The sequence below is a fragment of the Microbacterium sp. CCH5-D1 genome (assembly GCF_001557335.1).
Taxonomy (GTDB): domain Bacteria; phylum Actinomycetota; class Actinomycetes; order Actinomycetales; family Microbacteriaceae; genus Microbacterium; species Microbacterium oxydans.
Window position 1 is genome coordinate 1 of the sequence record NZ_LSJW01000071.1, and the last position, 20,877, is coordinate 20,877.

The window sequence follows — 20,877 nt, forward strand, 5'->3', positions numbered from 1 at the left end:
GGTGAGGAGGGGGGAGCGGGAGGGATCGTCAGGCGCGGCTCTGTTGACGGGTGGCACCGCGCGTGTCGAGCGCGAGCTCCTCGGCATCCATCGCGGCGATGAGCTCCCGCATCACCTCTTCGTCGAGATTGCCGGCGTCGCGCTCGGCGAGGAGGATGTCGCGGCGCACCTGCAACCACCCTCTGGACAGCGCGACGAGGTCGTCATAGGAGGGCCGGGTCACGGCGTCCTCGACCTTCTGCGCCTCGTCGGTGTCCTTCTCCACCCGGGTCATACGCTTCGTGAACGCGTCGAACACGCTCAGATCGACCTCGCCGTACTTCGCCTCCCACTCCACGCGCTTCTCGGCGAGATAGGCCTTGCCGGCCTCGCGGCTCTTCTCCCGCACTTCCGCAAGAGCCGCCTCGTCCTCCGCCTCATCCGCGTCGCGCTCGATGCCGAGACCACGGATCAGCATGGGCAGCGTGAGCCCCTGCAGCAGCAGGGTGCCCACCGTGACGATGAACGCGACGACGACGATCGCGTGCGACGCCTCGGTGTCGAGGGTCGCGAGGTCGGCCGCCGCCACCGCGATCGCCAGCGTCACCACCCCGCGCATGCCCGCCCAGGAGATGACGGCGCTGTCCTTCCACGTGAGGGTGAGTCCCGCCATCTGCTCCCGAACGATGTGGCTGCGCAGTTCGTCCGCCGTGTAGTTCCCCCAGCGACGCGACCTGCGGTGACGTTTCTCGAACTCCCCGGATTCCACACCGCGATCCCAGCGCTCGAGACGCTTGCGGTCCTGGAAGTTCGACCACGCACTGGTCGGGTAGATGTAGAGGGGCCGCACGATGACCACCACGAGCAGCACCGCGCCGGAGAGCAGCAGGATCTGTCCGACGGACTCGCTGCCGAGGTCGCTGAGCACGCGAGGGAACTGCAGCCCGATGTAGGCGAACACGAAGCTCTCCAGCAACAGGTCGGCCGAGAGCCACAGCGGCTTCTCCTGTTGGCGCGTCGTGTAGTCGGTGCGCGGCGAGTTGTAACCGACGTAGAGCCCCATCGCCACGACGGCGAGGACTCCCGATCCGAGCAGATGCTCGGCGATCGCGTACGCACCGAACGGAGCGAGCAGTCCGAAGGTGCCGATGACGACCGGATCGCTGATGCGCATGCGCAGCTGGTGCAGGACGATCCCGAAGACGAGTCCGACGGCGACACCGACGCCGACAGCCAGCAGGAACTGCAAGACACCGCCCCACACCGAGACCGTCGCCCCGGCGAGGATCGCCGCGAACACCCGGTACAGGGTGAGCGAGGTCGCGTCGTTGATGAGACTCTCGCCCGACAACACGGTCATGATGCGTCGAGGCAGTCCGAGCCGACGACCAATCGCCGCGGCGGACACCGCGTCGGGAGGAGCGACGATCGCGCCCAGCAGCAGTGCGCCGGGAAGCGTGAGCGAGGGCAGGATCCACCAGGCGACGAACCCGACGGCGAGGGCCGTGAGCAGCACGAGCCAGATCCCGAGACGGCGGATCTGCGGCAGGCTGCGCTTGAACCCGACGAAGGAGACATCGAGGGCGGCCGAGTACAGCAGCGGCGGCAGCACGAGACTCAGGAGCACATGCCCGTCGATGTCGAGATCGGGCACGAACGGGAGGAACGACGCGGCGAGCGCGACCACCGTCACGAGCAGAGGTGCAGGCCATCCACGCCACCGCGCGAAGGCGGCGACGGCGACCGAGCCGACGAGGACGTAGAAGATGCCTGCTTCCATGCCTCAACGGTAGTGGTCGGGCCCGATGGACGGTCGGCCGCGTCGCACCATCGATCAGTCGGCGGAGCGGCGGCCTCTCCCGCGCTGAGCATCGAGAGCTTCGCGGAGCTGCTCGTTGCGCACCTGCAGGTCGTCGTTGGCATCCTGCAGGTCGAGCATCCGAGCGATCCCGGCGATGTTCACGCCGTCTTCGCGCAGTGAGGCCGCTCGCCGCAGCCGTTCGATGTCGTCATCGCTGTAGCGGCGGGTCCCGCCTTCGCTGCGGGCGGGGGTGAGCAAGCCCTTGCTCTCGAACAGGCGGAGCGTCGCCTCGGGGAGCTCGACCAGCTGCGCTGCGACGGCTATGCCGTAGAGCGGCGTCCGGCTGTCACGATGCGGCATGCGGCCACCCCCTGAGGTCGGCGGGATTCGGAGTTGCAAATCTAACACGAGTTGTCGTATAAAAAATCTATAGCAATGGTGCAGATCTCCTGCACCACCGATTCGCCCTCAGGGCAGCACGAAAGGAGAACCTCATGGCACTGACCTTCGACCCCTTCAGCCAGCTCGATCGCTTCGCCGCGAGCGTGCTGGACTCCGTTCGCGCTCCCCGGCCGATGCCGGTGGACCTCTTCCGCGACGGAGACCGGTATGTGCTCCACGCCGACCTTCCCGGGGCCGACCCCGGCTCGATCGACGTCGATCTCGACGGCGGTCAGCTCACGATCCGCGCACAGCGCACCCCCGACACCCGTGACGGTGTGCGCTGGCTCGCCCGTGAACGCGGATCCGGCTCCTTCCTGCGGCAGTTCTCGCTCGGCGAGGGTGTCGACCTCGACGGCATCAGCGCCTCGTACGAGAGCGGTGTGCTGTCCGTCATCATCCCGGTGAGCGAGCGTGCCAAGCCGCGCAAGATCACGGTGGAGTCCACTGATCAGCGCGAGGCGATCAACGCCTGACGAACGGTGGGGGCGGCGTGACTGTCGCCCCCACCCCGTTGCGCCCCGAACACCGCCGGGCGAACCGGGCAAGACGGGGAATGACGGCGCCTGCGGACGCGTTGCAACCGAGGATGCCCGATACAGCTCTCTCCGTCCTCGACCTCGTCCCGGTTCGCACCGGCCAGACCAGCGCAGAGGCCGTCGCCGCCTCGCTCGCTCTCGCGGAGGTCGCCGACCGCCTCGGCTATCGCCGCTACTGGTTCGCCGAGCACCACAACATGCCGTCGGTCGCGTCGACCACTCCCCCGGTGCTGATCGCGGCCGCAGCCAGCCGCACCTCGCGCGTGCGGCTCGGTTCGGGCGGCGTGATGCTGCCCAACCACGCGCCGCTCATCGTCGCGGAGCAGTTCGCGGCACTCGAGGCGATCGCGCCCGGCCGCATCGACCTCGGCCTCGGGCGCGCTCCGGGAAGCGACCCGGTCATCACCCAGCTGCTCCGCGGTTCGGGAACGACGAGCGACGTGGAGCAGTTCCCGCGCCATGTGCAGGACATCGCCGCACTCCTCTCCGGCGAGGGAGCCGCCCTGCGCTTCACCTCTGGCGGGGAGTACACGGTGCGCGCCACTCCGGCCGCGACCGGAACCCCCGAGGTCTGGCTGCTCGGATCGAGCGACTACTCGGCCCAGCTCGCCGCATCCCACGGGCTGCCCTACGTCTTCGCCAACCACTTCTCGGGGCAGGGTCTCGAACGCGCGCTCGATCTCTACCGCACCGGGTACCGCCCCAGCGAAGAGCACCCTGAGCCGCGCACGTTCCTCACCGTGAACGCGGTGGCGGCGCCGACCCAGGACGAGGCGGAGGCTCGCGCGCTGCCGCAGCTGCGGATGATGGCGCGCCTGCGGCTCAATCAACCCCTCGCCGCTCTCGAGACCGTCGAGCAAGCGATGTCCGCCGTCACCGACCCGGCGACCGACGAGGTCGTGCAGGCCGCCCGCTCTCGCTGGTTCGTCGGCACGGGTGAGAGCGTCGCGGCCGAGGTGCGTGCCTTCGCCGAGCGCCACGGCGTCGACGAGGTCATGCTCTCACCGGTCGCCGGTGCCTACGACGCCGAGCCGAAGGATGCCCCGACCGGACGAGCGCAGACTCTGGAGCTCATCGCCGCTGCGCTCTGAGCCGACAGTGATGGCCGCTTGTCAAGCCCTGGCCTTCCCCTGCGGGCAGGCGTAGCCTCGGCGGCAGAGAGAGGGGTTCGACGATGAGCACCACGAAGACACTCGCACTCTGGGTGGCCTACGGACGCAACGGCGTTGTGGGCAGCGTCCGCCACGACGAGGACGGCTACACGGTCACGATGGTCGGGGCCGACGCGACGACGGGCACCTACCCGAGCCTCGCCTCGGCGAAGGGTGCGCTGCATTCGCACATGATGCCGGGGAGCGATTGGCCGCGCTTCCAGGAGCACTGAGCGGCTCGACGGCCTGACGGACCGGGAGAGTCAGGACTCCGGTTCGCCGGAGAGGATCCCGCGGAGCCAATCGCGCGCCTCGACGAACACGTCGTCCGAGTAGCGGTCAGGGTACTGCACGATCTGACGGTCCGCCCGCGGGTACGACCCGAGGAACACGACGCGGGGACTGAACCGGCGGATGCCGAGCAGCGCATCGGCCATGCGCTCGTGCTCGATGTGGCCGTCGGCGTCGATCACGAACCGGTAGCGACCCAGCTCATCGCCGATGGGCCGCGACTCGATGAGCGACAGGTTGATCCCGCGGGTGGAGAACTGCTCGAGCATCTCCAGGAGCGATCCGGGGTGGTCGTGCGGAAGCTCGACGATCAGGGACGTCTTATCTGCACCGGTCGGTTCCGGTGAGCGGGTGGTGCGGGTGACCAGCACGAAACGGGTCACCGCCTGGGCGTTGTCGCCGATGCCTTCCGCCAGCACATCGACGTCGTAGTGGTTCACGATGCCGGGAGCCGCGATGGCGGCCTGGGCGGGCAGCGTTCCGTCGAGGACGCCGATCGCGGAGGCGACGTTGCTCGAGGCCGGCACGTGCGAGTGCGACGGCAGGTGCGCGCCGAGCCAGCCGTGGCACTGCGCGTAGGCGACGGGATGCGCCGCGATGACCTCGACCTGGTCGAGCGTCGTGCCGCGCGGGGCGACCAGCACGAAGTTCACCCGCACCAGGTACTCGCCGATGATGCGCAGACCGGGGAGGGTCGCCAGAGCGTCCTGCGTGGTGGACACCCCGCCCTCGATCGAGTTCTCGATCGCGATCATCGCGGCGTCGCTGCGCCCCTCGAGCACGTCGGCGAGAGCCTCGCCCACGTTGTGCACGGGGCGCCAGTCCTGCCCGCGGGCCTCGGCCACCTGATCGAGCGCCGCCTCCGTGAAGGTGCCGGCGGGGCCGAGATAGCTGTAGGTGCGGCGTTCAGTCACGGGTTTCACCTTATCCCTCGGTGACGGCGCCGCTCCCCCGCGTGACTTCCCCTCCCGTCGCAATCTTCCACCTTCGTCGGCGGTTCTGGCTGTCATATCGCGACGAGAACGGCGAGGCGGGAGAGGAAGAGGGCCTCTTCCGGATGCGATCACGCCGAACAGGGGGCAGACTGAGAGGATGACGAGCCGTGCCGGCCTCCCCGCGGAGGAAAGTGACCTGATCGACGTCGACGAACTGATCGCCGCCTACTACGACCGCACGCCGAACCCGGAGGTGGCCGCAGAGCGCGTCGTGTTCGGCACCAGCGGCCATCGCGGATCGTCGCTGTCGAACAGCTTCAACGAGAACCACATCCTCGCCACGACGCAGGCGATCGTCGACTACCGCGACGCGCAGGGGATCACCGGTCCGCTGTTCCTCGGACGCGACACGCACGCGCTGTCGCTCCCCGCCGAGCGCAGCGCGATCGAGGTGCTGCTCGCGAACGGCATCGACGTGCGCGTCGACTCCCGCGACTCGTGGGTGCCGACTCCGGCCCTCAGCCACGCGATCCTCACCTACAACCGCGGCAAGGCGGCAGACGACCCCGGTCGCGCCGACGGCATCGTCGTCACCCCCTCGCACAACCCTCCGCGCGACGGCGGATTCAAGTACAACCCTCCGCACGGCGGGCCCGCCGACACCGACGCGACAAGCTGGATCGCCGACCGGGCGAACACCCTGATCGCCGCGGGGCTCGAGGGCGTGAAGCTGGAGCGCTTCGCCGACATCGACTGGGACTCCCTCACCGGCTACGACTTCCGTGACGCCTACGTGCGCGATCTGCCGTCGATCATCGACATCTATGCGATCCGCAGCGCCGGCGTCAGCATCGGCGCCGACCCGCTGGGCGGGGCCTCCGTCGAGTACTGGTCGCTGATCGCCGAGATGCACGACCTCGACCTCACCGTCGTGAACCCCGAGGTCGACCCGACATGGCGCTTCATGACGCTCGACTGGGACGAGAAGATCCGGATGGATCCGTCGTCCCCTTCGGCGATGGCATCCCTGGTCGCGAAGAAGGGCTCCTACGACGTCCTCACCGGGAACGACGCCGACGCCGACCGGCACGGGATCGTGACCCCGGACGCCGGACTGATGAACCCGAACCACTACCTCGCGGTCGCCATCGACTACCTGTTCTCGCACCGTGAGGGGTGGCCCCGCGACGCCGCGATCGGCAAGACGCTGGTCTCGTCCATGATCATCGACCGCGTCGCCGAGTCGCTCGGACGGCGCCTGCTGGAGGTTCCGGTCGGATTCAAGTGGTTCGTCCCCGGGCTGCTCGACGGCTCGGTCGCGTTCGGCGGGGAGGAGTCGGCCGGTGCCTCGTTCCTCCGCAAGGACGGCTCGGTCTGGTCCACGGACAAGGACGGCATCCTGCTGTGCCTGCTGGCCGCCGAGATCATCGCCGTCACCGGGAAGACCCCCTCGGAGCGGTACCACGAGCTGGAGACCGCCTTCGGCGCATCGGCGTATCAGCGCGTCGACGCTCCGGCGACCCCGGAGCAGAAGGCGACCCTCGGCAAGCTCGCTCCCGAGGCGGTGACGGCGACCGCGCTCGCCGGCGAGGACATCACGGCGAAGCTGTCGCACGCCCCTGGCAACGGTGCGGCGATCGGCGGCCTCAAGGTGCAGACCGAGCACGCCTGGTTCGCCGCTCGCCCTTCGGGCACCGAAGACGTCTACAAGCTCTATGCGGAGAGCCTGCGCGGTCCTGAGCACCTCGCCGAGGTGCAGGCCGAAGCACGCGCCGTGGTCTCCGCCGCGCTCGGCGACTGACGGCTGCGGACCGTCGGTCTCGCGCCGGCGGTCAGGACGATTCGCCGGCAGATGCGGTGCGAGCTGCGGCGGTGCGAGCTGCGGCGGTGCGAGCCAGAACGGCGCCGGCGGCGCGCAACCAGCGGACGGGTTCGGCCAGCGCCGCCTCCGACGAACCGGCCAGCGCGGTGAGAGACGCGACGTCGGCGAACGACGAGGTGTCGGCGTCTGCGGTGACCCGCCCTGCCGCCAGCATCGCCACGGCTCCGGCCTCGGCCGCGAGATTCGCGAGGAATGACGGCACCTTGCCGTCTCCGGACTGGCCGTCGTACGACCCCTCCCCCGTGATGATCGCGTCGGCATCGGAGAGCGCATCGGCGAGACCGATGAGCTCGGCCACCTCCGCGGCACCGGGAGCGAGCTCGCCACCCCACGCGACGAGGGCTGCTCCGGTTCCGCCGGCCGCGCCGTAGCCTGGCCCTGCGGGATCGATGGCGAGCAGTTCGGCGAGCCGGCCGAGGCCGTCGTCGACGATGGCGATGTCGTCGACCGATCGCAGCCCCTTCTGGGGGCCGAACACCGCGGCCGCACCGCGCGGGCCGGTGAGCGGATTCGTGACGTCGGTGAGCACCCGCACGTCGGGTGCCGCGCGCAGCCCGGTGAGATCGGCGGACGCGATGTCTGCGAGGCCACGCGCGCCGCGAGCGACCGGAACGCCGGTGGCATCGAGGAACCGCGCGCCGAGGGCCGAGAGCATCCCGGTGCCTCCATCGGTGGACGCGCTGGAGCCGATGCCGACGACGAGGCGTGAGACACCATGATCGATGGCTGCGGCCAGGGCCTGGCCGAGGCCGGTCGTATCCGCATCCCAGGGACGCAGCTCCTGCAGCAGCTCGATGCCCGAGGTCGAGGCGAGGTCGATCACACCTGTGCCGTCGGGGGCGTCGACCGTCGGCGGCAGCAGCAACCAGAAGGTGTCGACCCGCACCCCGGCAGGCCCGTCGACCGCGAGGGGCATCCGCACCGCGCCTGGCACCGCCGCTTCGAAGGCCGCAACGGTCCCCTCACCACCGTCTGCCATCGGTCGATGCACGAACTCAGCCTCGGGTTCGACCGATGCCCAGCCCTCCGCGAGCGCGACGGCCGCCTCTACCGCGGCGACCGTGCCCTTGAAGCTGTCGGGGGCCAGCACGACCCTGGTCACGAGCCGACCATCGGAGTGCTGGCACGCACGATGACCTCGAGCGGCAACGGGGCCTGCACCCACTCGACGTCGACCGTCGCGCGGAAGGCCTGGTACCCGACGTCGCTCAACGGCACGCGCACCGTCGTCAGTGCCGGGGAGACATCGCTGCTCGCGGGGACATCGTCGAAACCGCAGACCGCGATGTCGGTGCCGATCTCGCGCCCCGCGTCACGGATCGCGGACATCGCCCCGAGCGCCACCACGTCGCTGATCGCGAACACGAGGGTGCCGGCCTCCACTCCGCGGTCGAGGGCCGCCCTCATCCCGGCAGCCCCGGACTCCCGGCGGAAGTCGCCACGATGCACGCTCTCGACGACGCCACCCGCCTGCTCGAAACCCGCGCGGAAGCCGACGAGACGATCATCCGATGTGCGCACCCCGTCCGCCGCGCCGAGAACGATGGCACGGCGGTATCCGCGATCTGCCATCAGACGACCCAACGCCTCCGCACCGGAGCGGTTGTCGATCTCGATGTGACGCTCTCCCTCGCCGTCTGGTCCGAACGCCACGACGCGGCCGCCCTGCCTCACGAACTCCGCGAGCTCGTGCGCGGTCTCGGCCTCTGTGGCCTCCTGTGTGCGAGAGGCGGCCAGGATCAGGCCTCGGGGCCGCTGCCCGCGCAGGGCGCGCACGATCCGCGCCTCCCGCGCCTGGTCCCTCTCGGTGATCGCGATCGTCACGACCAGCCCCTCCTCGTCCGCTCCCCTGGCGACGCCTGACGCGATCTGTCCGAAATAGGGGTCGGCGATGTCGGCGACGAGCAGGGCGATGACCGGCGACGTGCCCTTCGCGATCGACTGGGCCGAGACGTTGGCGGTGTACCCCAGCTTCCCGGCCGCGGACTCCACCCGTTCCCGGAACGACTCGGCGACCTTCCGCTCGGAGCCGTTCAGCACGCGCGATGCGGTCGCGAGCGAGACCCCCGCCTCGCGTGCGACGTCGTGCAGGGTGGGGGCGGGCCCTCGCACATGACGCGGAGACCGCGCTGGCCGCTCCGCGGACGTTGCGGGCTTGGTCATGACCCAGATCCTACTTGCCACGGTCCCGCCTCAGCATCACCGCGAGGGACGACGCGGCGCCGGCGACCGGACATCCTCACCTCAGGTACGGGGAGACGGCTTCGGCGAACGTCTCGGCAGTCCGCCGTACGACGTGATCCGGAGCGTCCGCCCAGATGTCGGCGTTGAAGATCTCGACCTCGATGTCACGGTCGTATCCGGTCGCGATCACGGCGCGCGTGAGCGAGGCGAAGTCGATCACCCCGTCGCCGGTGTAGTGCCGTGAGAGCAGCACATCGTCCGCGAGGGGCGTCTTCCAGTCGCACACCTGGTACGTGGCGATGCGTCCCTCCCGGCCGGCGCGCGCGATCTGCTCGAGCACCTGCGGATCCCACCAGATGTGGAACGTGTCGACGGCCGCGCCCACCACATCGGGCTCGAAGTCGCCCGCGATGTCGAGCGCCTGACCGAGCGTCGAGACGACGGCGCGATCGGAGGCGTACATCGGGTGCAGCGGCTCGATCGCGAGCGTCACACCCGCCGCCTTCGCCTCGGGGGCCAGCACGCCGATGGCATCCCGCACGCGCTCGCGCGCTCCGATCAGGTCGCGCGATCCCGCGGGCAGCCCCCCGGCGACGAGCACCAGCACAGCGGTGGATCCCGCGGCTCCCGCGGCCGCGAGCGTCGCCGTCTCCTCGATCGCACGGCGGTTGTCGTCGAGCGCCGCGCGCCTCTCCGGGCCGTCCGGCAGCGTGAAGAATCCGCCTCGGCAGTGCGTCGAGAACCGGAGCCCCGAGTCTCGGAGCATCCGCGCCGCGACGTCGAGCCCGACGTCGTTCACGGGCTCACGCCAGAGTCCGATCGACCGTACGCCGGCGGCGGCCGTGACCCGCAGCGCCGTCGCGAGGTCGGCGTGCTTGATGGTCGCCTGATTGATCGACAGTCGCGGATCCGGAGTCTGCGCTTCGCGGGTCATGCGTCCACTCCGTTCACACGCAACATGCTGTGCCACCGCTCGCGGGCGAGGTCGGGCTGTTCGAGCGCGAGCGAGTCGTTCGCGAGCTCGACGATGCGGCTCAGATGCGGCAGGCTGCGCGCGGAATGCAGCCCGCCGACCATCTGGAACGCAGGCTGGTGCCCGTTCAACCAGGAGAGGAACGCCACACCCGTCTTGTAGTAGAAGGTGGGCGCCGCGAACACCTGCCTGCTCAGTGCTTCGGTCGGACCGAGGACCCGCCGGTACTCCGCAGCGTCACCCGCATCCAACGCCTGGATCGCCGCGGACGCGACAGGGGTGATCGCGGCGAAGGCTCCCAGCAGAGCGTCGGAGTGGGCACGGTCCGCAGCGCCGCCGATCAGGTCCACGTAGTTGAAGTCATCGCCGGTGAACATCCTGACCCCCTCGGGGAGGCGCGAGCGCACCGCGATCTCGGAGTCGGCGTTCAGCAGGCTCATCTTGACACCCGCGACCTTGCCACGGCTCTCGGCGATGATCTGCAGCAGCACCTCGGACGCCGTCTGCCAATCCTCCGCACCGAAGTAGCCGGCGAGCTCGGGGTCGAAAGCCGTACCCAGCCAGTGCAGCACCACGGGGGTCGTCGCGCGCGAGAGCACCTCCCGATACACGCGGCGGTAATCGGCGGCGTCGGCGGCGACACGGGCGAGGTGGCGCGAGGCCATCAGCACGGGTCCGGCGCCCTGCTCCTCGGTGAAGTGCAACTGCTCGGTGTAGGCCGCGATCACCTGTTCGAGGGGGATGTGCGTCTCGGCGATGTGGTCGGTGTTGACGCCGACGACGACCGAACCGCCCTCCTCGCGCGCGACCTGAGCGCTGCGGGCGATCAGCTCACGGGTGGCTGCGGCATCGAGACCCATGTTCCGCTGCGCCGTGTCCATCGCGTCGGCGACGCCGAGACCCCAGGAGTACACGTTGCGGCGGAAGGCGAGGGTGGAATCCCAGTCGATGTCGGCGGGCTGTCCCGGGGTGTTGTCGGCATGCACCTTCGGCACGACGTGTGCAGCGGCGTAGGCGACACGACTCTGCAGCGGCGTCGTCGGGCGGGCGTATGCGCCCGAGTCGTTGAGGGCGGCGGCGAACGTCTCACCGCTGGGGCGGAGTAGGCGCAGAGTGCTCATGCGCGCCTCAGCCCAGGGTCAGCGGCGACAGGGCGATCTTGCGACCCTCGGCGCTGGAGGTCAGTCCCGCCTCGGCGAACTGCACACCCCGTGCACCGGCGAGCAGGTCGAACGGGTATTCGGTGCCCTCGACGTAGGAGACCAGATACTCCTGCCACTGCTGGCGGAAACCGTTGAGGAAGACGTCGTTGGTCGGCACGTCCTGCCAGTCGGCGTCGTAGTCGCGCGTGTCCTCGAGGTCGGGGTTCCACACGGGCTTCGGGGTGGCGTTGCGCGGCTGGATCTTCGCGCCGAACAGTCCGACCACGGCGGATCCGTGGGTGCCGTCGACCTGGAACTCGACGAGCTCGTCGCGGTTCACGCGCACGGTCCAGGAGGAGTTGATCTCGGCGATCACGCCGCCCTCGATCTCGAAGATCCCGTACGCGGCGTCCTCCGCTGTGGCGGTGTAGTGCTCGCCCTTCTCGTCCCAGCGGTCGGCGATGTGCACGGCGGCCTGCGCGTACACGCTCTTGACCTCGCCGAACAGGTTCTCCAGCACGTAGTTCCAGTGCGGGAACATGTCGGTGATGATGCCGCCGCCGTCCTCGGTGCGGTAGTTCCAGCTCGGACGCTGCGCGGGCTGCCAGTCGCCCTCGAACACCCAGTACCCGAACTCGCCGCGGACGGAGAGGATGCGGCCGAAGAATCCGGAGTCGATCAGGCGCTTGAGCTTCTGCAGACCGGGGAGATACAGCTTGTCGTGCACGACGCCGGTCTTGACGCCCGCCTCGTCCGCCAGGCGCGCGAGCTCGAGTGCCTCCTTGAGCGACTCCGCAGTGGGCTTCTCCGTGTAGATCGCCTTCCCTGCGGCGATGGCCTTGCGGATCGCGGAGGCGCGGGCCTTGGTCACGAGGAAGTCGGCGTAGATCTCCCACTGCGGGTCGGCGAGCGCCGCGTCGAGATCGGTCGTGTAGTCGTCGATGCCGTGCTTCGCCGCCAGCTCGGCCAGCTTGGCCTCGTTGCGTCCGACCAGGATCGGCTTCACCGTGATGCGGGAGCCGTCGGCGAGTTCGATGCCGCCCTCCTCGCGGATCGCGAGGATCGAGCGCACCAGATGCTGCCGGTAGCCCATGCGCCCGGAGACGCCGTTCATGATGATCCCGATCTCGCGGGTGTTCGCCTGTGCCATGGTGTTCCGTTTCTGTCGCAGGAGGCCGTCGGTGCGCTTCCCCGGTGGTCGGACCTGCTGGTCGGCCACAAGATGGGAAAACGCTTTCCGGCATCATGGCACGACATCGAGGCGAACTGCAACAGGCGCATCAGGAGGGTGTGACGGTCAGCGCGATGTCGTGCTGGCGCGCTCGACGAGCTCGGTTCCGACGACCGAGGCGGCGCGAGCCTTCGACACCCCTTCGATGGCGTCGATCAACGACGAGACCGCTCGCTGGGCGAGGGCCGTGAAGTCCTGCCGGATGGTGGTCAGTGGAGGGCGGTAGTTCGCCGCATCCGGCACGTCGTCGAAGCCGATCACGCTGACATCCTCCGGCACCCGGCGCCCCACGTCGGAGAGCGCGCGCAGCAAGCCCAGCGCCATCTGATCGTTGGCGGAGAAGACCGCGGTGGCCGCCGTCAGTGCAGCTGCCGCCCGGTGGCCCGAATCGGCGCTCCAGTCACCCCGGACGACGGGCGGAGCATCGATGCCGGCAGCGGCGAGGGTCTCGCACCAGCCCCGTTCCCGCTCCATGGCGGCGAAGGAGTCGGCGGGACCGGCGAGGTGATGGACCGTGGAGTGCCCGAGCTCCAGGAGCCGTTCCGTGGCCGCCGCTGCGCCTCCGGCATGATCGCTGTGCACCGAGGCGAAGCCGGCCTCGGTCGGGGCGTCGACGACCACGAGCCTGAGCCCGCTCGGGCGCTCGGTGTCGGAGACCAGGGCCGACGCCTCGTTCAGGACGATCGCGCCGTCCACCTCTTGCTCGGCGAGCCGGTCGAACGCCTCACCGATGCCCCGGGCGGCAGTCACCAGCGTGAGGGCGTATCCGCGCTCCGCCGCCGCCTCCGCCGTCGCCTGGAGCATGCGGGAGTTGCCGACCGTCGAGAGCGTGGTGACGACGAGTCCGATGGTCTGCGAACGCCCGGTGCGCAGGGCGCGGGCCGCGCGGTGCGGGCGGTATCCGAGCTCGACCATCGCGGTCTCGACACGCGCTCTGGTATCGGGGTCCACGCGGGGGCTGCCGTTGACGACACGGGAGACCGTCTGACCCGAGACACCGGCACGCTCGGCGACCATGGCCATCGACACCCGGCGGGAGGACGAACACCCGCGGTCGGAACCGGGCACGTCGACGCCTTCTCCGCCACTCCCGCGTGCTCGCACCCGCCGCCTCCGTCCCGCGCACGGTGGATGCGCGACTCGCTCGTGTTGACGTTATCACGGGGCTGCGCCTACCATGTTTACGTGAACACGCCCGAGCTTCCCGAGACGCGCACCGAGACCCTCGGCGCCGGCGTCGTCAAACGCGCCACCACCCTCGCCGACGGCCGCGATCTGATCTACTACGACGACCCGGGGACGGCACTCGGACCGGAGCGCTCCGTGGATGCCCGCACCCTCGGCCCGCGACCCGACACCGCGACCATGCGCCTCGACGTGCTCACCGGCGACTGGATCACGGTGGCCGCGAACCGGCAGAACCGCGTGATGATGCCGGGTTCGGATGCCGACCCCCTGGCCCCGCAGACGCCGAGCAATCCGTCGGAGGTGCCGTCCCGCTACGACGTCGCGGTGTTCGAGAACCGCTCCCCCGCATTCGGTCCTGCTCTCGCCGAGGCGGTGGGCACCGCTCCGCAGGCTGCGAATGCTCCCCGCGGTCTCGACGACCTCGCCGCCCTGGGCCTCGGTCGCACGCGCACCTCGGTCGGACGCTGCGAGGTCGTCTGCTTCAGCCCCGAGCACGCAGGCTCCTTCGGCACGCAGTCGGTCACCCGCGCGCGCACCGTGATCGAGGCGTGGGCCGACCGCACGGCCGCGCTCTCCCGGCTGCCCGGCATCGAGCAGATCTTCCCGTTCGAGAACCGCGGCGAGGCGATCGGCGTGACGCTGCCCCACCCGCACGGCCAGATCTACGCCTACCCGTACGTGACCCCGCGCACCGCTCGCGTGCTGGAGTCGATCGACCGCACGGCGCCCGACCTCTTCCAGCGCATCCTGGATTCCGAGCAGGCGTCCGAGCGCGTCGTGTTCCGGGGCGAGCACTGGACGGCGTTCGTGCCGTTCGCCGCGCGCTGGCCGCTCGAGGTGCACCTGATGCCGCACCGTCACGTGGCGGATTTCGCCGAGACCTCGGCGGCCGAGCGGGACGAACTCGCACCCCTGTACCTGCGCCTGCTGCGCGGCGTCGACGCCCTCTACGACTCCCCCACCCCGTACATCGCCGCCTGGCATCAGGCACCGGTGCACGTGGGCCGCGACACCGTGCGCCTGCACCTGCAGCTGACGAGCCCGCGCCGTGCCGCCGACAAGCTGAAGTTCCTCGCCGGCTCGGAGGCCGCGATGTGGGCGTGGGCGGCAGAGGTGCCGCCGGAGGTCGGAGCCGCGCGACTCCGCGAGGCCATCGAGCGCACAGCAGACGACCAGACCGATCCGGGAGCCTCCGCATGACCGCCGCACACGACGACGCCGCACACGATGACGCCGGATCCCTGTTCGCGCGCCTCACCGGCCGCGAGCCGGACGGACTCTGGTCGGCACCCGGACGCGTGAACCTCATCGGCGAGCACACCGACTACAACGACGGGTTCGTGCTGCCGTTCGCCATCCCGCAGCGCACGGTGGCCGCCGTCGGCCTGCGCGACGACGACCGGGTCCGAGTCGCCTCCACCTTCGCTGAGGAGCCGGTCGAGGTCGACCTGGACGATCTGGATCGACTCTTCCCCACCCCCGCGGGCGCCCACCCTGCCGTCCCCGAATGGGCCGCGTACCCCCTCGGAGTCGCCTGGGCGATGCGACAGGCCGCGACGGAGAGCGGGCCCTTCGGAGGATTCGACCTCACCATCGCGTCCGACGTGCCGGTCGGGGCGGGGCTCTCCTCGTCCGCCGCGATCGAGGGCGCGACGGCTTCCGCGCTGAACGACCTGTGGAACACCGGCTTCGACGGCACGCACCTCGCCCGCATCGGGCGCCGTGCCGAGAACGAAGCGGTGGGCGCGCCGACCGGCATCATGGACCAGATGGCGTCGATGCTCGGTCGGCCCGACACCGCGATCTTCCTCGACTGCCGCTCGTTGGACGCCGAACTCGTCCCACTCGCCGTCGCCGAGACGGGCCTCGCGATCCTCGTGATCGACACGCGCGTGAAGCACGCCCACTCCACCGGCGGCTATCGCGAGAGGCGCGCTTCCTGCGAGCTCGGCGCCTCGCTCCTGGGTGTGCCGGCACTGCGCGACGTCACGGTGGACGACCTGCCGCGGGCGCAGGGCCGGATGGACGACGTGACCTTCCGCCGCGTGCGCCACATCGTGACCGAGAACCAGCGGGTGTTCGACACGGTGCGGGTGCTGCGCGAGCAGGGCGTGCGAGCGATCGGCGACTTCCTGGTCGCCTCGCACGCATCGATGCGGGACGACTTCGAGATCTCGACCCCCGAGCTCGACACGGCCGTCGACACCGCCCTGGCCGCCGGCGCCCTGGGGGCGCGGATGACGGGCGGCGGTTTCGGCGGTGCGGCGATCGCTCTGGTCGAAGCGTCCGACGTCGCCTCGGTGTCGGAGGCCGTGAGGGATTCCTTCGCGGCGCACGGGTTCGTGGAACCCCTGCTGTTCGCGGTCCTCCCCTCAGCCGGTCCTCGGCGCGACGCATGACAGAATGATCCATCGGGCCGCGACGAATCCGCGGCAGGAGAGGAAGCAATGTCCTGGATCGTGACCGGCGGGGCCGGCTACATCGGCTCCCACGTCGTGCGTGCGCTTGCGAACGCGGGGCTCACGCCTGTCGTGCTCGACGACCTCTCCAGCGGTGTCGCGTCTTTCGTGCCCGAAGGCGTGGAGTTCGTGCAGGGCAGCATCCTCGACCGCGAGCTCGTCGAGAGCACGCTGCGCGAGCATGACGCCGAAGGGGTGATCCACGTCGCCGGCTTCAAGTACGCCGGCGTCTCGGTGCAGCGCCCCCTGCACACCTATGCGCAGAACGTCGACGGCACACGCGTGATCCTCGAGGCCATGGAGTCCGCCGGTGTCGCGAACATCGTCTTCTCCTCGTCCGCCGCGGTGTACGGCACCCCAGACGTCGCCCTCGTCGTCGAGGACACCGCCAAGAAGCCTGCCAGCCCCTACGGGGAATCCAAGCTCATCGGCGAGTGGCTGCTGCGCGACCAGGCGATCGCGACGGCGGACTCGGAGCGCCCGCTGCGGCACACCTCGCTGCGGTACTTCAACGTGGTGGGATCCGCCGATCCGACGGTCTACGACGTCAGCCCGCACAACCTGTTCCCCATCGTGTTCGAGGCGCTGATCGCGGGGAAGACCCCGCGCATCAACGGCGACGACTACGACACGGAAGACGGGACGAACGTGCGCGACTACGTGCACGTCGGCGACATCGCGGCCGCCCACGTCGCGGCGGCCCAGCGCCTCACGGCCGGCCAGCCCCTCGAAGCGGCATACAACCTCGGCTCCGGCGACGGCCTCAGCGTGAAGCAGATCATGGATGCCGTCGCCCGCGTGACCGGAATCGACTTCACGCCCGAAGTCGGCCCCCGGCGCCCCGGAGACCCCGACCGCATCGTGGCGACGGGCGAGCTCGCCGCACGCGACCTCGACTGGACCATGCGGTACTCGGTGGACGAGATGGTGCGCACGGGCTGGGAGGCCCGACAGGCAGCTCGCCCCTGACGATCAGACGTCGCGGGCGCGGATCGGGTATGCCCAGAAGCACAGCCAGGCGACGGCCGTGAACCCGAGCGGGATCACCGCGAGCATCAGCCGGATGCCTCCGTCGACACTGTCCGGCTGTGCGTCGCCGAGAGTGGCATCGAACCCGGCAGCGTTCAGCACCACTGCGGCGACGATCGCCTGCAGCACGACCGAGCCACGGACCACGAATCCGTTCACCCCGAAGTAGGCGCCTTCTCGACGGTGCCCGGTGCGGGTCGCGTCATCGTCGATGATCTGCGCGAGCATGACCTCGAGCAGCTGCAGCAGACCCCCGACACCCACACCGACGGCCACGCCGACCAGCGCAGCGCCGAGCACGGTCGAGGGGGCGAGATAGCCGAGAACGGCCGTCCCGAACACCGCGACGCTCCACAGCATGGCCGTGCGCGGCGAGGTGCGGCGGACGACCGCGCTCCACAACACGATCGAGGGGATCGCGGTCACGAAGATCGCCCCGAGCAGCAGACTGCCCTCTCCCTCCGGCGCGTGCAGCGAGTAGCGCACGTAGAAGGGGACGGCGGCGAGGATCACGGCGATCGACGTCTGCACGAACAGCGAGCCGAGGACGTACGGGACGAACGCACGGTTGCGGAAGGTATAGGTCAGCTGGTCGCCCCAGCGCATGGCTTCCCCCGGGTTGTCGGGCGATGACGACACCGCCGGCGTCTCCGGCGTCCGGCGCTCGATCATGCCTCCGAGGAACGACCACACGAGCAGCACGAGGCAGACGGCCCCGAGCACCATGGCCATTCCCGGCCAGCCGATGGCGCTGTACAGCGCGGGAGCGCCGGCCGTGCCGAGCACCATGCCGAGGATCGCGAAGATCTGTCGCGGCACGTTGCCGCGGGCCCGCTCCTCGGTGGTGCGGAAGATCTCAGGGAACAGCGCCGAGATGTTCAGCACCACCACCACGAAGGCCACGTCGTAGACGGCCACGACGACGAGGAACCAGACGATGAGGCCGCTGACCGGGAGATCCGGCGGCATCCAGACAAGCGCGAAGGCGACGACGAGTGGCACGATGCCCAGGCCGATCCACGGGATGCGCCGACCCCAGGGCGTGCGCAGCCGGTCGGAGATCGTGCCGACGACGGGGTTCAGCACGGCGTTCAGCACCCCGTGGGCGATCATGGCGATCGCCACGCCCGTCGCCGGGACCGCGAGGTGCGAGACGTAGAAGTAGACGACGAAGGCCGAGAAGGTCTGCGCCATCAGTTGCGTCGGGAAGCCGGATGCACCGAAGGCGATCGTCTGCGCTCTGGTGGGCGCCGCATCCAGTCGTCGGTCCCGTACGCGTTCGCGCAGAGAGGTCACCGGGCGCTGCCCCTCTGCAGGTCTCGCAGGTCGCGCCAGCCGATGCGCACGAGCGCCTCATCCTCGATGGCCTGCAGCACGACCGGGTCGCTCAGCAGACGCAGCTCATAGCCGCGCTTCCTCGCGCTGAAGTCGACGGCCGCGCGGAGCTCGTCGTCGTCGACCATCGGATGCAGGTAGATCTCGGTGACTCCGGCCGGCACCGCCCGCAGCAGCGCGATGAAACCGGCTCGCACCTCCTCATACGTCTCCTCGTCGGGTGCGCCTTCGCGCAGGAGTTCGAACGGATGCGACCAGAGGCGATCGATGATCTCGACGCCTGACGCGTCGGCGGCCGCTGCGGCGCGATCGAGCTGAGCCTGCAGGGCGGGATTCTCGCCCACGCCGTCCATGCTGCGGGGCAGCCGGAAGGGCAGGCCGTGCCGTGCGGCGAGTTCGAAGACCGGCTGCAGGAAGTCCCGTCCCGTCACGAGCCCGTAGACCGACCCCATGTGGTTGTCGAGGTGCGTCACATCCACGCCGGCATCGAGCGCGGTCTGCAGTTGGGCGGAGAGTTCGGCGGCGACATCCTCGTCTGAGGCGTTCTGCTCGACGGAGAGCACATCGGTCGGGAAGAAACCCGCAGCGTCGACGAGGCTCGTGTCCGAGCCGGTGAGCGGACGCCACCGGTAGCGCGCCCATTCGCTCGTGAGCACGAGATGCACACCGACGTCGAGATCCGGACGGGAGGCGGCGAAGGCGAGCGCTTCGGGCGACCAGGAGCACGGGACCATCACGGTGCTCGAGTCGATGCGCGAGGACGTGAGCAGGTCGACGATGGCGGTGTTCGCGGCATGGCACATGCCGAAGTCATCCGCATTGAGGATGATGGCCCGCGTGCCGGGCGCGAGTCCGAGGCGGTCGGCGAGTTCGGAGGGTGCGGTCATCGGATGATCCTGTCGGTGGTCGAGCGGCGTTGCTCGGAGGCGTGGCGTGGTGCCGGTGAGTGGGCTTCGGCGGTCGAGTCAGGGTGGTCGTTCAGCGGCCACCCTTGGGTGCGGGCGTGAGGATGCGGCTGAAGAGGTCGCTGCGGAGCGCTGCCGCGGCTTGGTCGACCGCACCGATGAGCGGAGCCTCGGTGCCGAACGACGAGACCAGGAACCGGAGCGGAAGCTGCGCCTCGTACTCGGCGGCGATGCGCTCGATCGCGGCGACGAGGGCCGGGTGTGCGGCCTTGCCGCTGAGGATGAACGCCTCGGGGTCGAGCACCAGCCCCACGGTGCCCGCGACGAGGACGATGCGGCGGGCGAGCTCTGACACGATCTGGACAGCCGCCTCGTCTCCGCGCTCGGCTGCTTCCAGATGGTCGTCGAGCGACGCATCGGGGTCTCGTCCGACGCCGAGAGCCAGGTCTCCGACCACCGCATCGCCGGCGAGGGGCGCACCGATCGGGATGGGCGTCTGCGGCAAGTACATGACTTCGCCTGCGACGCCGGAGAACCCGCGGTGGAGTTCCCCGTCGATGACGATGCCTGCACCGAGCCCGTCGTCGAGCAGCAGCAGCGCGAAGCTCGCGAGCGTGCCGCCTTCACCGCCCGTGAGCTCGGCGAGGGCTGCGAGGTTGACGTCGTTCTCGACGCGGACGGGGCAGTCCAGGGCCGTGGAAAGAGCCGAGCGGAAGAGGCCGCCGTCGGGGCCGAAGTCGTCTCGGATGCCTCCGTCCGCCGTGACGATGCCGGGGACTCCGACCACCGCCAGGTGCACGGCCGCTTTCGCCGCATTCACCGAGCGTCGGCAGCGTTCCACGAGCCCGACGATGTGGGCCACGCGGTCATCCGTTTCGGCGAAGGGCCCGTGTTCCTCCGCCTGCACAGTGCCGGTCGCGTCGACCAGCACGACGTGGGCGGCGTGATGATCGACGTGCACGGCCGCGGCGAAACCGAGCCGGGGGTGCAGGGCGACGCGTCCTGCAGCAGGACCCCTCGTGTCACGGTCGATGCCCGCGGGGGCGACGGCACCGGCATTCTCGAGCATCCGCAGCACCTGGGTCACCGCCGTCCGTGAGAGTCCGGTGGTCGACATCAGGTCCGAACGGGTCTGCGGACCGCTGCGCGCGAGAGCTTCGAGGATCGCGCGGCCGTTGAGCGTGCGGAGCAGGCCCTGCGGTCCCGCGAGTGGTCTGGACATAGGGGTTGCGGGTTCGCCTCTCTTCGTCGCGTCGTGCACCACTGGCTGTGCCGGGCGCAGTGCCCGCAAGCATGCCACATCGTGTCGCACCAGTCGACACCCCGGACCGGTTCCGTCGGACCGCATGCGCGCAGAACCAGGCACAGGCACAGGCACAGGCACATCTCCTCCTCCTCCATCACCTCCACCT

The 20,877-nt window shown here is 70.0% G+C and carries 19 protein-coding genes; 7 read left to right on the forward strand and 12 right to left on the reverse strand.

All coding sequences use genetic code 11. The features are described from left to right. Positions 1 to 28 precede the first annotated feature (28 nt). The gene (locus AX744_RS04440) at positions 29 to 1,759 is read right to left on the reverse strand and encodes a cation:proton antiporter (protein ID WP_058632974.1); all 1,731 of its coding nucleotides are present in this window, start codon (positions 1,757 to 1,759) and stop codon (positions 29 to 31) included. 54 nt (positions 1,760 to 1,813) lie between these two features. Then, complete coding sequence (locus AX744_RS04445; RefSeq protein ID WP_046747595.1) at positions 1,814 to 2,140, reverse strand: MerR family transcriptional regulator; 327 nt, start codon at positions 2,138 to 2,140, stop codon at positions 1,814 to 1,816. Between the two features lie 134 nt (positions 2,141 to 2,274). Between AX744_RS04445 and AX744_RS04450 the strand changes: the two genes are divergently transcribed. The 3 genes from AX744_RS04450 to AX744_RS04460 all read left to right on the forward strand — a co-directional run bounded on the left by AX744_RS04450 (position 2,275) and on the right by AX744_RS04460 (position 4,144). Further along, positions 2,275 to 2,697 carry an Hsp20/alpha crystallin family protein gene (locus AX744_RS04450; protein WP_058632973.1) on the forward strand — a complete coding sequence of 141 codons (423 nt, stop codon included), beginning with the start codon at positions 2,275 to 2,277 and terminating at the stop codon, positions 2,695 to 2,697. Between the two features lie 113 nt (positions 2,698 to 2,810). After that, positions 2,811 to 3,851, forward strand: coding sequence for an LLM class flavin-dependent oxidoreductase (locus AX744_RS04455; protein ID WP_061015509.1), 1,041 nt, complete (start codon positions 2,811 to 2,813; stop codon positions 3,849 to 3,851). Between the two features lie 83 nt (positions 3,852 to 3,934). Further along, on the forward strand, positions 3,935 to 4,144 hold the full coding sequence (locus tag AX744_RS04460; protein ID WP_061015510.1) for a hypothetical protein: 210 nt from the start codon (positions 3,935 to 3,937) through the stop codon (positions 4,142 to 4,144). Between the two features lie 30 nt (positions 4,145 to 4,174). Here AX744_RS04460 and pheA read toward each other — a convergent pair whose 3' ends face one another. Beyond that, positions 4,175 to 5,125: a prephenate dehydratase gene (gene pheA / locus AX744_RS04465; protein WP_045264466.1), complete on the reverse strand. Its 951-nt coding sequence runs from the start codon at positions 5,123 to 5,125 to the stop codon at positions 4,175 to 4,177. Positions 5,126 to 5,294: 169 nt separating this feature from the next. Between pheA and pgm the strand changes: the two genes are divergently transcribed. Then, entirely contained in the window at positions 5,295 to 6,938 is a 1,644-nt protein-coding gene (pgm, locus tag AX744_RS04470) for a phosphoglucomutase (alpha-D-glucose-1,6-bisphosphate-dependent) (RefSeq protein ID WP_061015511.1), read from the forward strand. 31 nt (positions 6,939 to 6,969) lie between these two features. Here the strand turns inward: pgm and AX744_RS04475 are convergent, their stop codons facing one another. The 6 genes from AX744_RS04475 to AX744_RS04500 all read right to left on the reverse strand — a co-directional run bounded on the left by AX744_RS04475 (position 6,970) and on the right by AX744_RS04500 (position 13,572). Further along, positions 6,970 to 8,121, reverse strand: coding sequence for a glycerate kinase (locus tag AX744_RS04475; RefSeq protein ID WP_061015512.1), 1,152 nt, complete (start codon positions 8,119 to 8,121; stop codon positions 6,970 to 6,972). Beyond that, entirely contained in the window at positions 8,118 to 9,182 is a 1,065-nt protein-coding gene (locus tag AX744_RS04480; RefSeq protein ID WP_061015513.1) for a LacI family DNA-binding transcriptional regulator, read from the reverse strand. Before AX744_RS04480 ends, AX744_RS04475 begins: the two co-directional genes overlap by 4 nt. Before the next feature lie 76 nt (positions 9,183 to 9,258). After that, a complete protein-coding gene (locus tag AX744_RS04485; protein ID WP_058632967.1) occupies positions 9,259 to 10,137 on the reverse strand; it encodes a sugar phosphate isomerase/epimerase family protein in 879 nt (292 codons plus the stop codon). Beyond that, positions 10,134 to 11,297: a dihydrodipicolinate synthase family protein gene (locus AX744_RS04490; protein WP_061015514.1), complete on the reverse strand. Its 1,164-nt coding sequence runs from the start codon at positions 11,295 to 11,297 to the stop codon at positions 10,134 to 10,136. The genes AX744_RS04485 and AX744_RS04490 overlap by 4 nt, the downstream gene beginning before the upstream one ends. A gap of 7 nt (positions 11,298 to 11,304) precedes the next feature. Continuing rightward, a complete protein-coding gene (locus AX744_RS04495) occupies positions 11,305 to 12,468 on the reverse strand; it encodes a Gfo/Idh/MocA family protein (RefSeq protein ID WP_061015521.1) in 1,164 nt (387 codons plus the stop codon). Positions 12,469 to 12,615: 147 nt separating this feature from the next. After that, entirely contained in the window at positions 12,616 to 13,572 is a 957-nt protein-coding gene (locus AX744_RS04500) for a LacI family DNA-binding transcriptional regulator (RefSeq protein ID WP_061015515.1), read from the reverse strand. A 162-nt stretch (positions 13,573 to 13,734) separates the two neighbouring features. Here AX744_RS04500 and galT point away from each other — a divergent pair, with 162 nt between their 5' ends. From galT to galE, 3 genes are read left to right on the forward strand one after another with little or no spacing between them, the layout of a single operon-like run. Next, positions 13,735 to 14,937, forward strand: coding sequence for a galactose-1-phosphate uridylyltransferase (gene galT, locus AX744_RS04505; RefSeq protein ID WP_061015516.1), 1,203 nt, complete (start codon positions 13,735 to 13,737; stop codon positions 14,935 to 14,937). Beyond that, positions 14,934 to 16,136: a galactokinase gene (gene galK / locus AX744_RS04510; RefSeq protein WP_061015517.1), complete on the forward strand. Its 1,203-nt coding sequence runs from the start codon at positions 14,934 to 14,936 to the stop codon at positions 16,134 to 16,136. Before galT ends, galK begins: the two co-directional genes overlap by 4 nt. A 48-nt stretch (positions 16,137 to 16,184) precedes the next feature. Continuing rightward, positions 16,185 to 17,165, forward strand: coding sequence for a UDP-glucose 4-epimerase GalE (gene galE / locus AX744_RS04515; protein WP_061015518.1), 981 nt, complete (start codon positions 16,185 to 16,187; stop codon positions 17,163 to 17,165). 3 nt (positions 17,166 to 17,168) lie between these two features. Here galE and AX744_RS04520 read toward each other — a convergent pair whose 3' ends face one another. The 3 genes from AX744_RS04520 to AX744_RS04530 all read right to left on the reverse strand — a co-directional run bounded on the left by AX744_RS04520 (position 17,169) and on the right by AX744_RS04530 (position 20,687). After that, complete coding sequence (locus AX744_RS04520) at positions 17,169 to 18,521, reverse strand: MFS transporter (protein ID WP_061015519.1); 1,353 nt, start codon at positions 18,519 to 18,521, stop codon at positions 17,169 to 17,171. Beyond that, the gene (locus AX744_RS04525) at positions 18,518 to 19,447 is read right to left on the reverse strand and encodes a polysaccharide deacetylase family protein (protein ID WP_058632961.1); all 930 of its coding nucleotides are present in this window, start codon (positions 19,445 to 19,447) and stop codon (positions 18,518 to 18,520) included. The genes AX744_RS04520 and AX744_RS04525 overlap by 4 nt, the downstream gene beginning before the upstream one ends. A gap of 91 nt (positions 19,448 to 19,538) precedes the next feature. Then, positions 19,539 to 20,687, reverse strand: coding sequence for an ROK family transcriptional regulator (locus tag AX744_RS04530; protein WP_061015520.1), 1,149 nt, complete (start codon positions 20,685 to 20,687; stop codon positions 19,539 to 19,541). Positions 20,688 to 20,877: the final 190 nt, after the last annotated feature.

Excerpts from the sequence above, each read along its gene's own strand:
- AX744_RS04490 (WP_061015514.1), bottom strand. The coding sequence starts at position 11,297 with ATGAGCACTCTGCGCCTACTCCGCCCCAGCGGTGAGACGTTCGCCGCC.
- AX744_RS04455 (WP_061015509.1), top strand. The coding sequence starts at position 2,811 with ATGCCCGATACAGCTCTCTCCGTCCTCGACCTCGTCCCGGTTCGCACC.
- AX744_RS04525 (WP_058632961.1), bottom strand. The coding sequence starts at position 19,447 with ATGACCGCACCCTCCGAACTCGCCGACCGCCTCGGACTCGCGCCCGGC.
- AX744_RS04450 (WP_058632973.1), top strand. The coding sequence starts at position 2,275 with ATGGCACTGACCTTCGACCCCTTCAGCCAGCTCGATCGCTTCGCCGCG.
- AX744_RS04500 (WP_061015515.1), bottom strand. The coding sequence starts at position 13,572 with ATGGCCATGGTCGCCGAGCGTGCCGGTGTCTCGGGTCAGACGGTCTCC.
- AX744_RS04530 (WP_061015520.1), bottom strand. The coding sequence starts at position 20,687 with ATGTCCAGACCACTCGCGGGACCGCAGGGCCTGCTCCGCACGCTCAAC.
- AX744_RS04485 (WP_058632967.1), bottom strand. The coding sequence starts at position 10,137 with ATGACCCGCGAAGCGCAGACTCCGGATCCGCGACTGTCGATCAATCAG.
- AX744_RS04445 (WP_046747595.1), bottom strand. The coding sequence starts at position 2,140 with ATGCCGCATCGTGACAGCCGGACGCCGCTCTACGGCATAGCCGTCGCA.
- pgm (WP_061015511.1), top strand. The coding sequence starts at position 5,295 with ATGACGAGCCGTGCCGGCCTCCCCGCGGAGGAAAGTGACCTGATCGAC.
- AX744_RS04460 (WP_061015510.1), top strand. The coding sequence starts at position 3,935 with ATGAGCACCACGAAGACACTCGCACTCTGGGTGGCCTACGGACGCAAC.
- AX744_RS04495 (WP_061015521.1), bottom strand. The coding sequence starts at position 12,468 with ATGGCACAGGCGAACACCCGCGAGATCGGGATCATCATGAACGGCGTC.
- galE (WP_061015518.1), top strand. The coding sequence starts at position 16,185 with ATGTCCTGGATCGTGACCGGCGGGGCCGGCTACATCGGCTCCCACGTC.
- galK (WP_061015517.1), top strand. The coding sequence starts at position 14,934 with ATGACCGCCGCACACGACGACGCCGCACACGATGACGCCGGATCCCTG.
- AX744_RS04480 (WP_061015513.1), bottom strand. The coding sequence starts at position 9,182 with ATGACCAAGCCCGCAACGTCCGCGGAGCGGCCAGCGCGGTCTCCGCGT.
- AX744_RS04440 (WP_058632974.1), bottom strand. The coding sequence starts at position 1,759 with ATGGAAGCAGGCATCTTCTACGTCCTCGTCGGCTCGGTCGCCGTCGCC.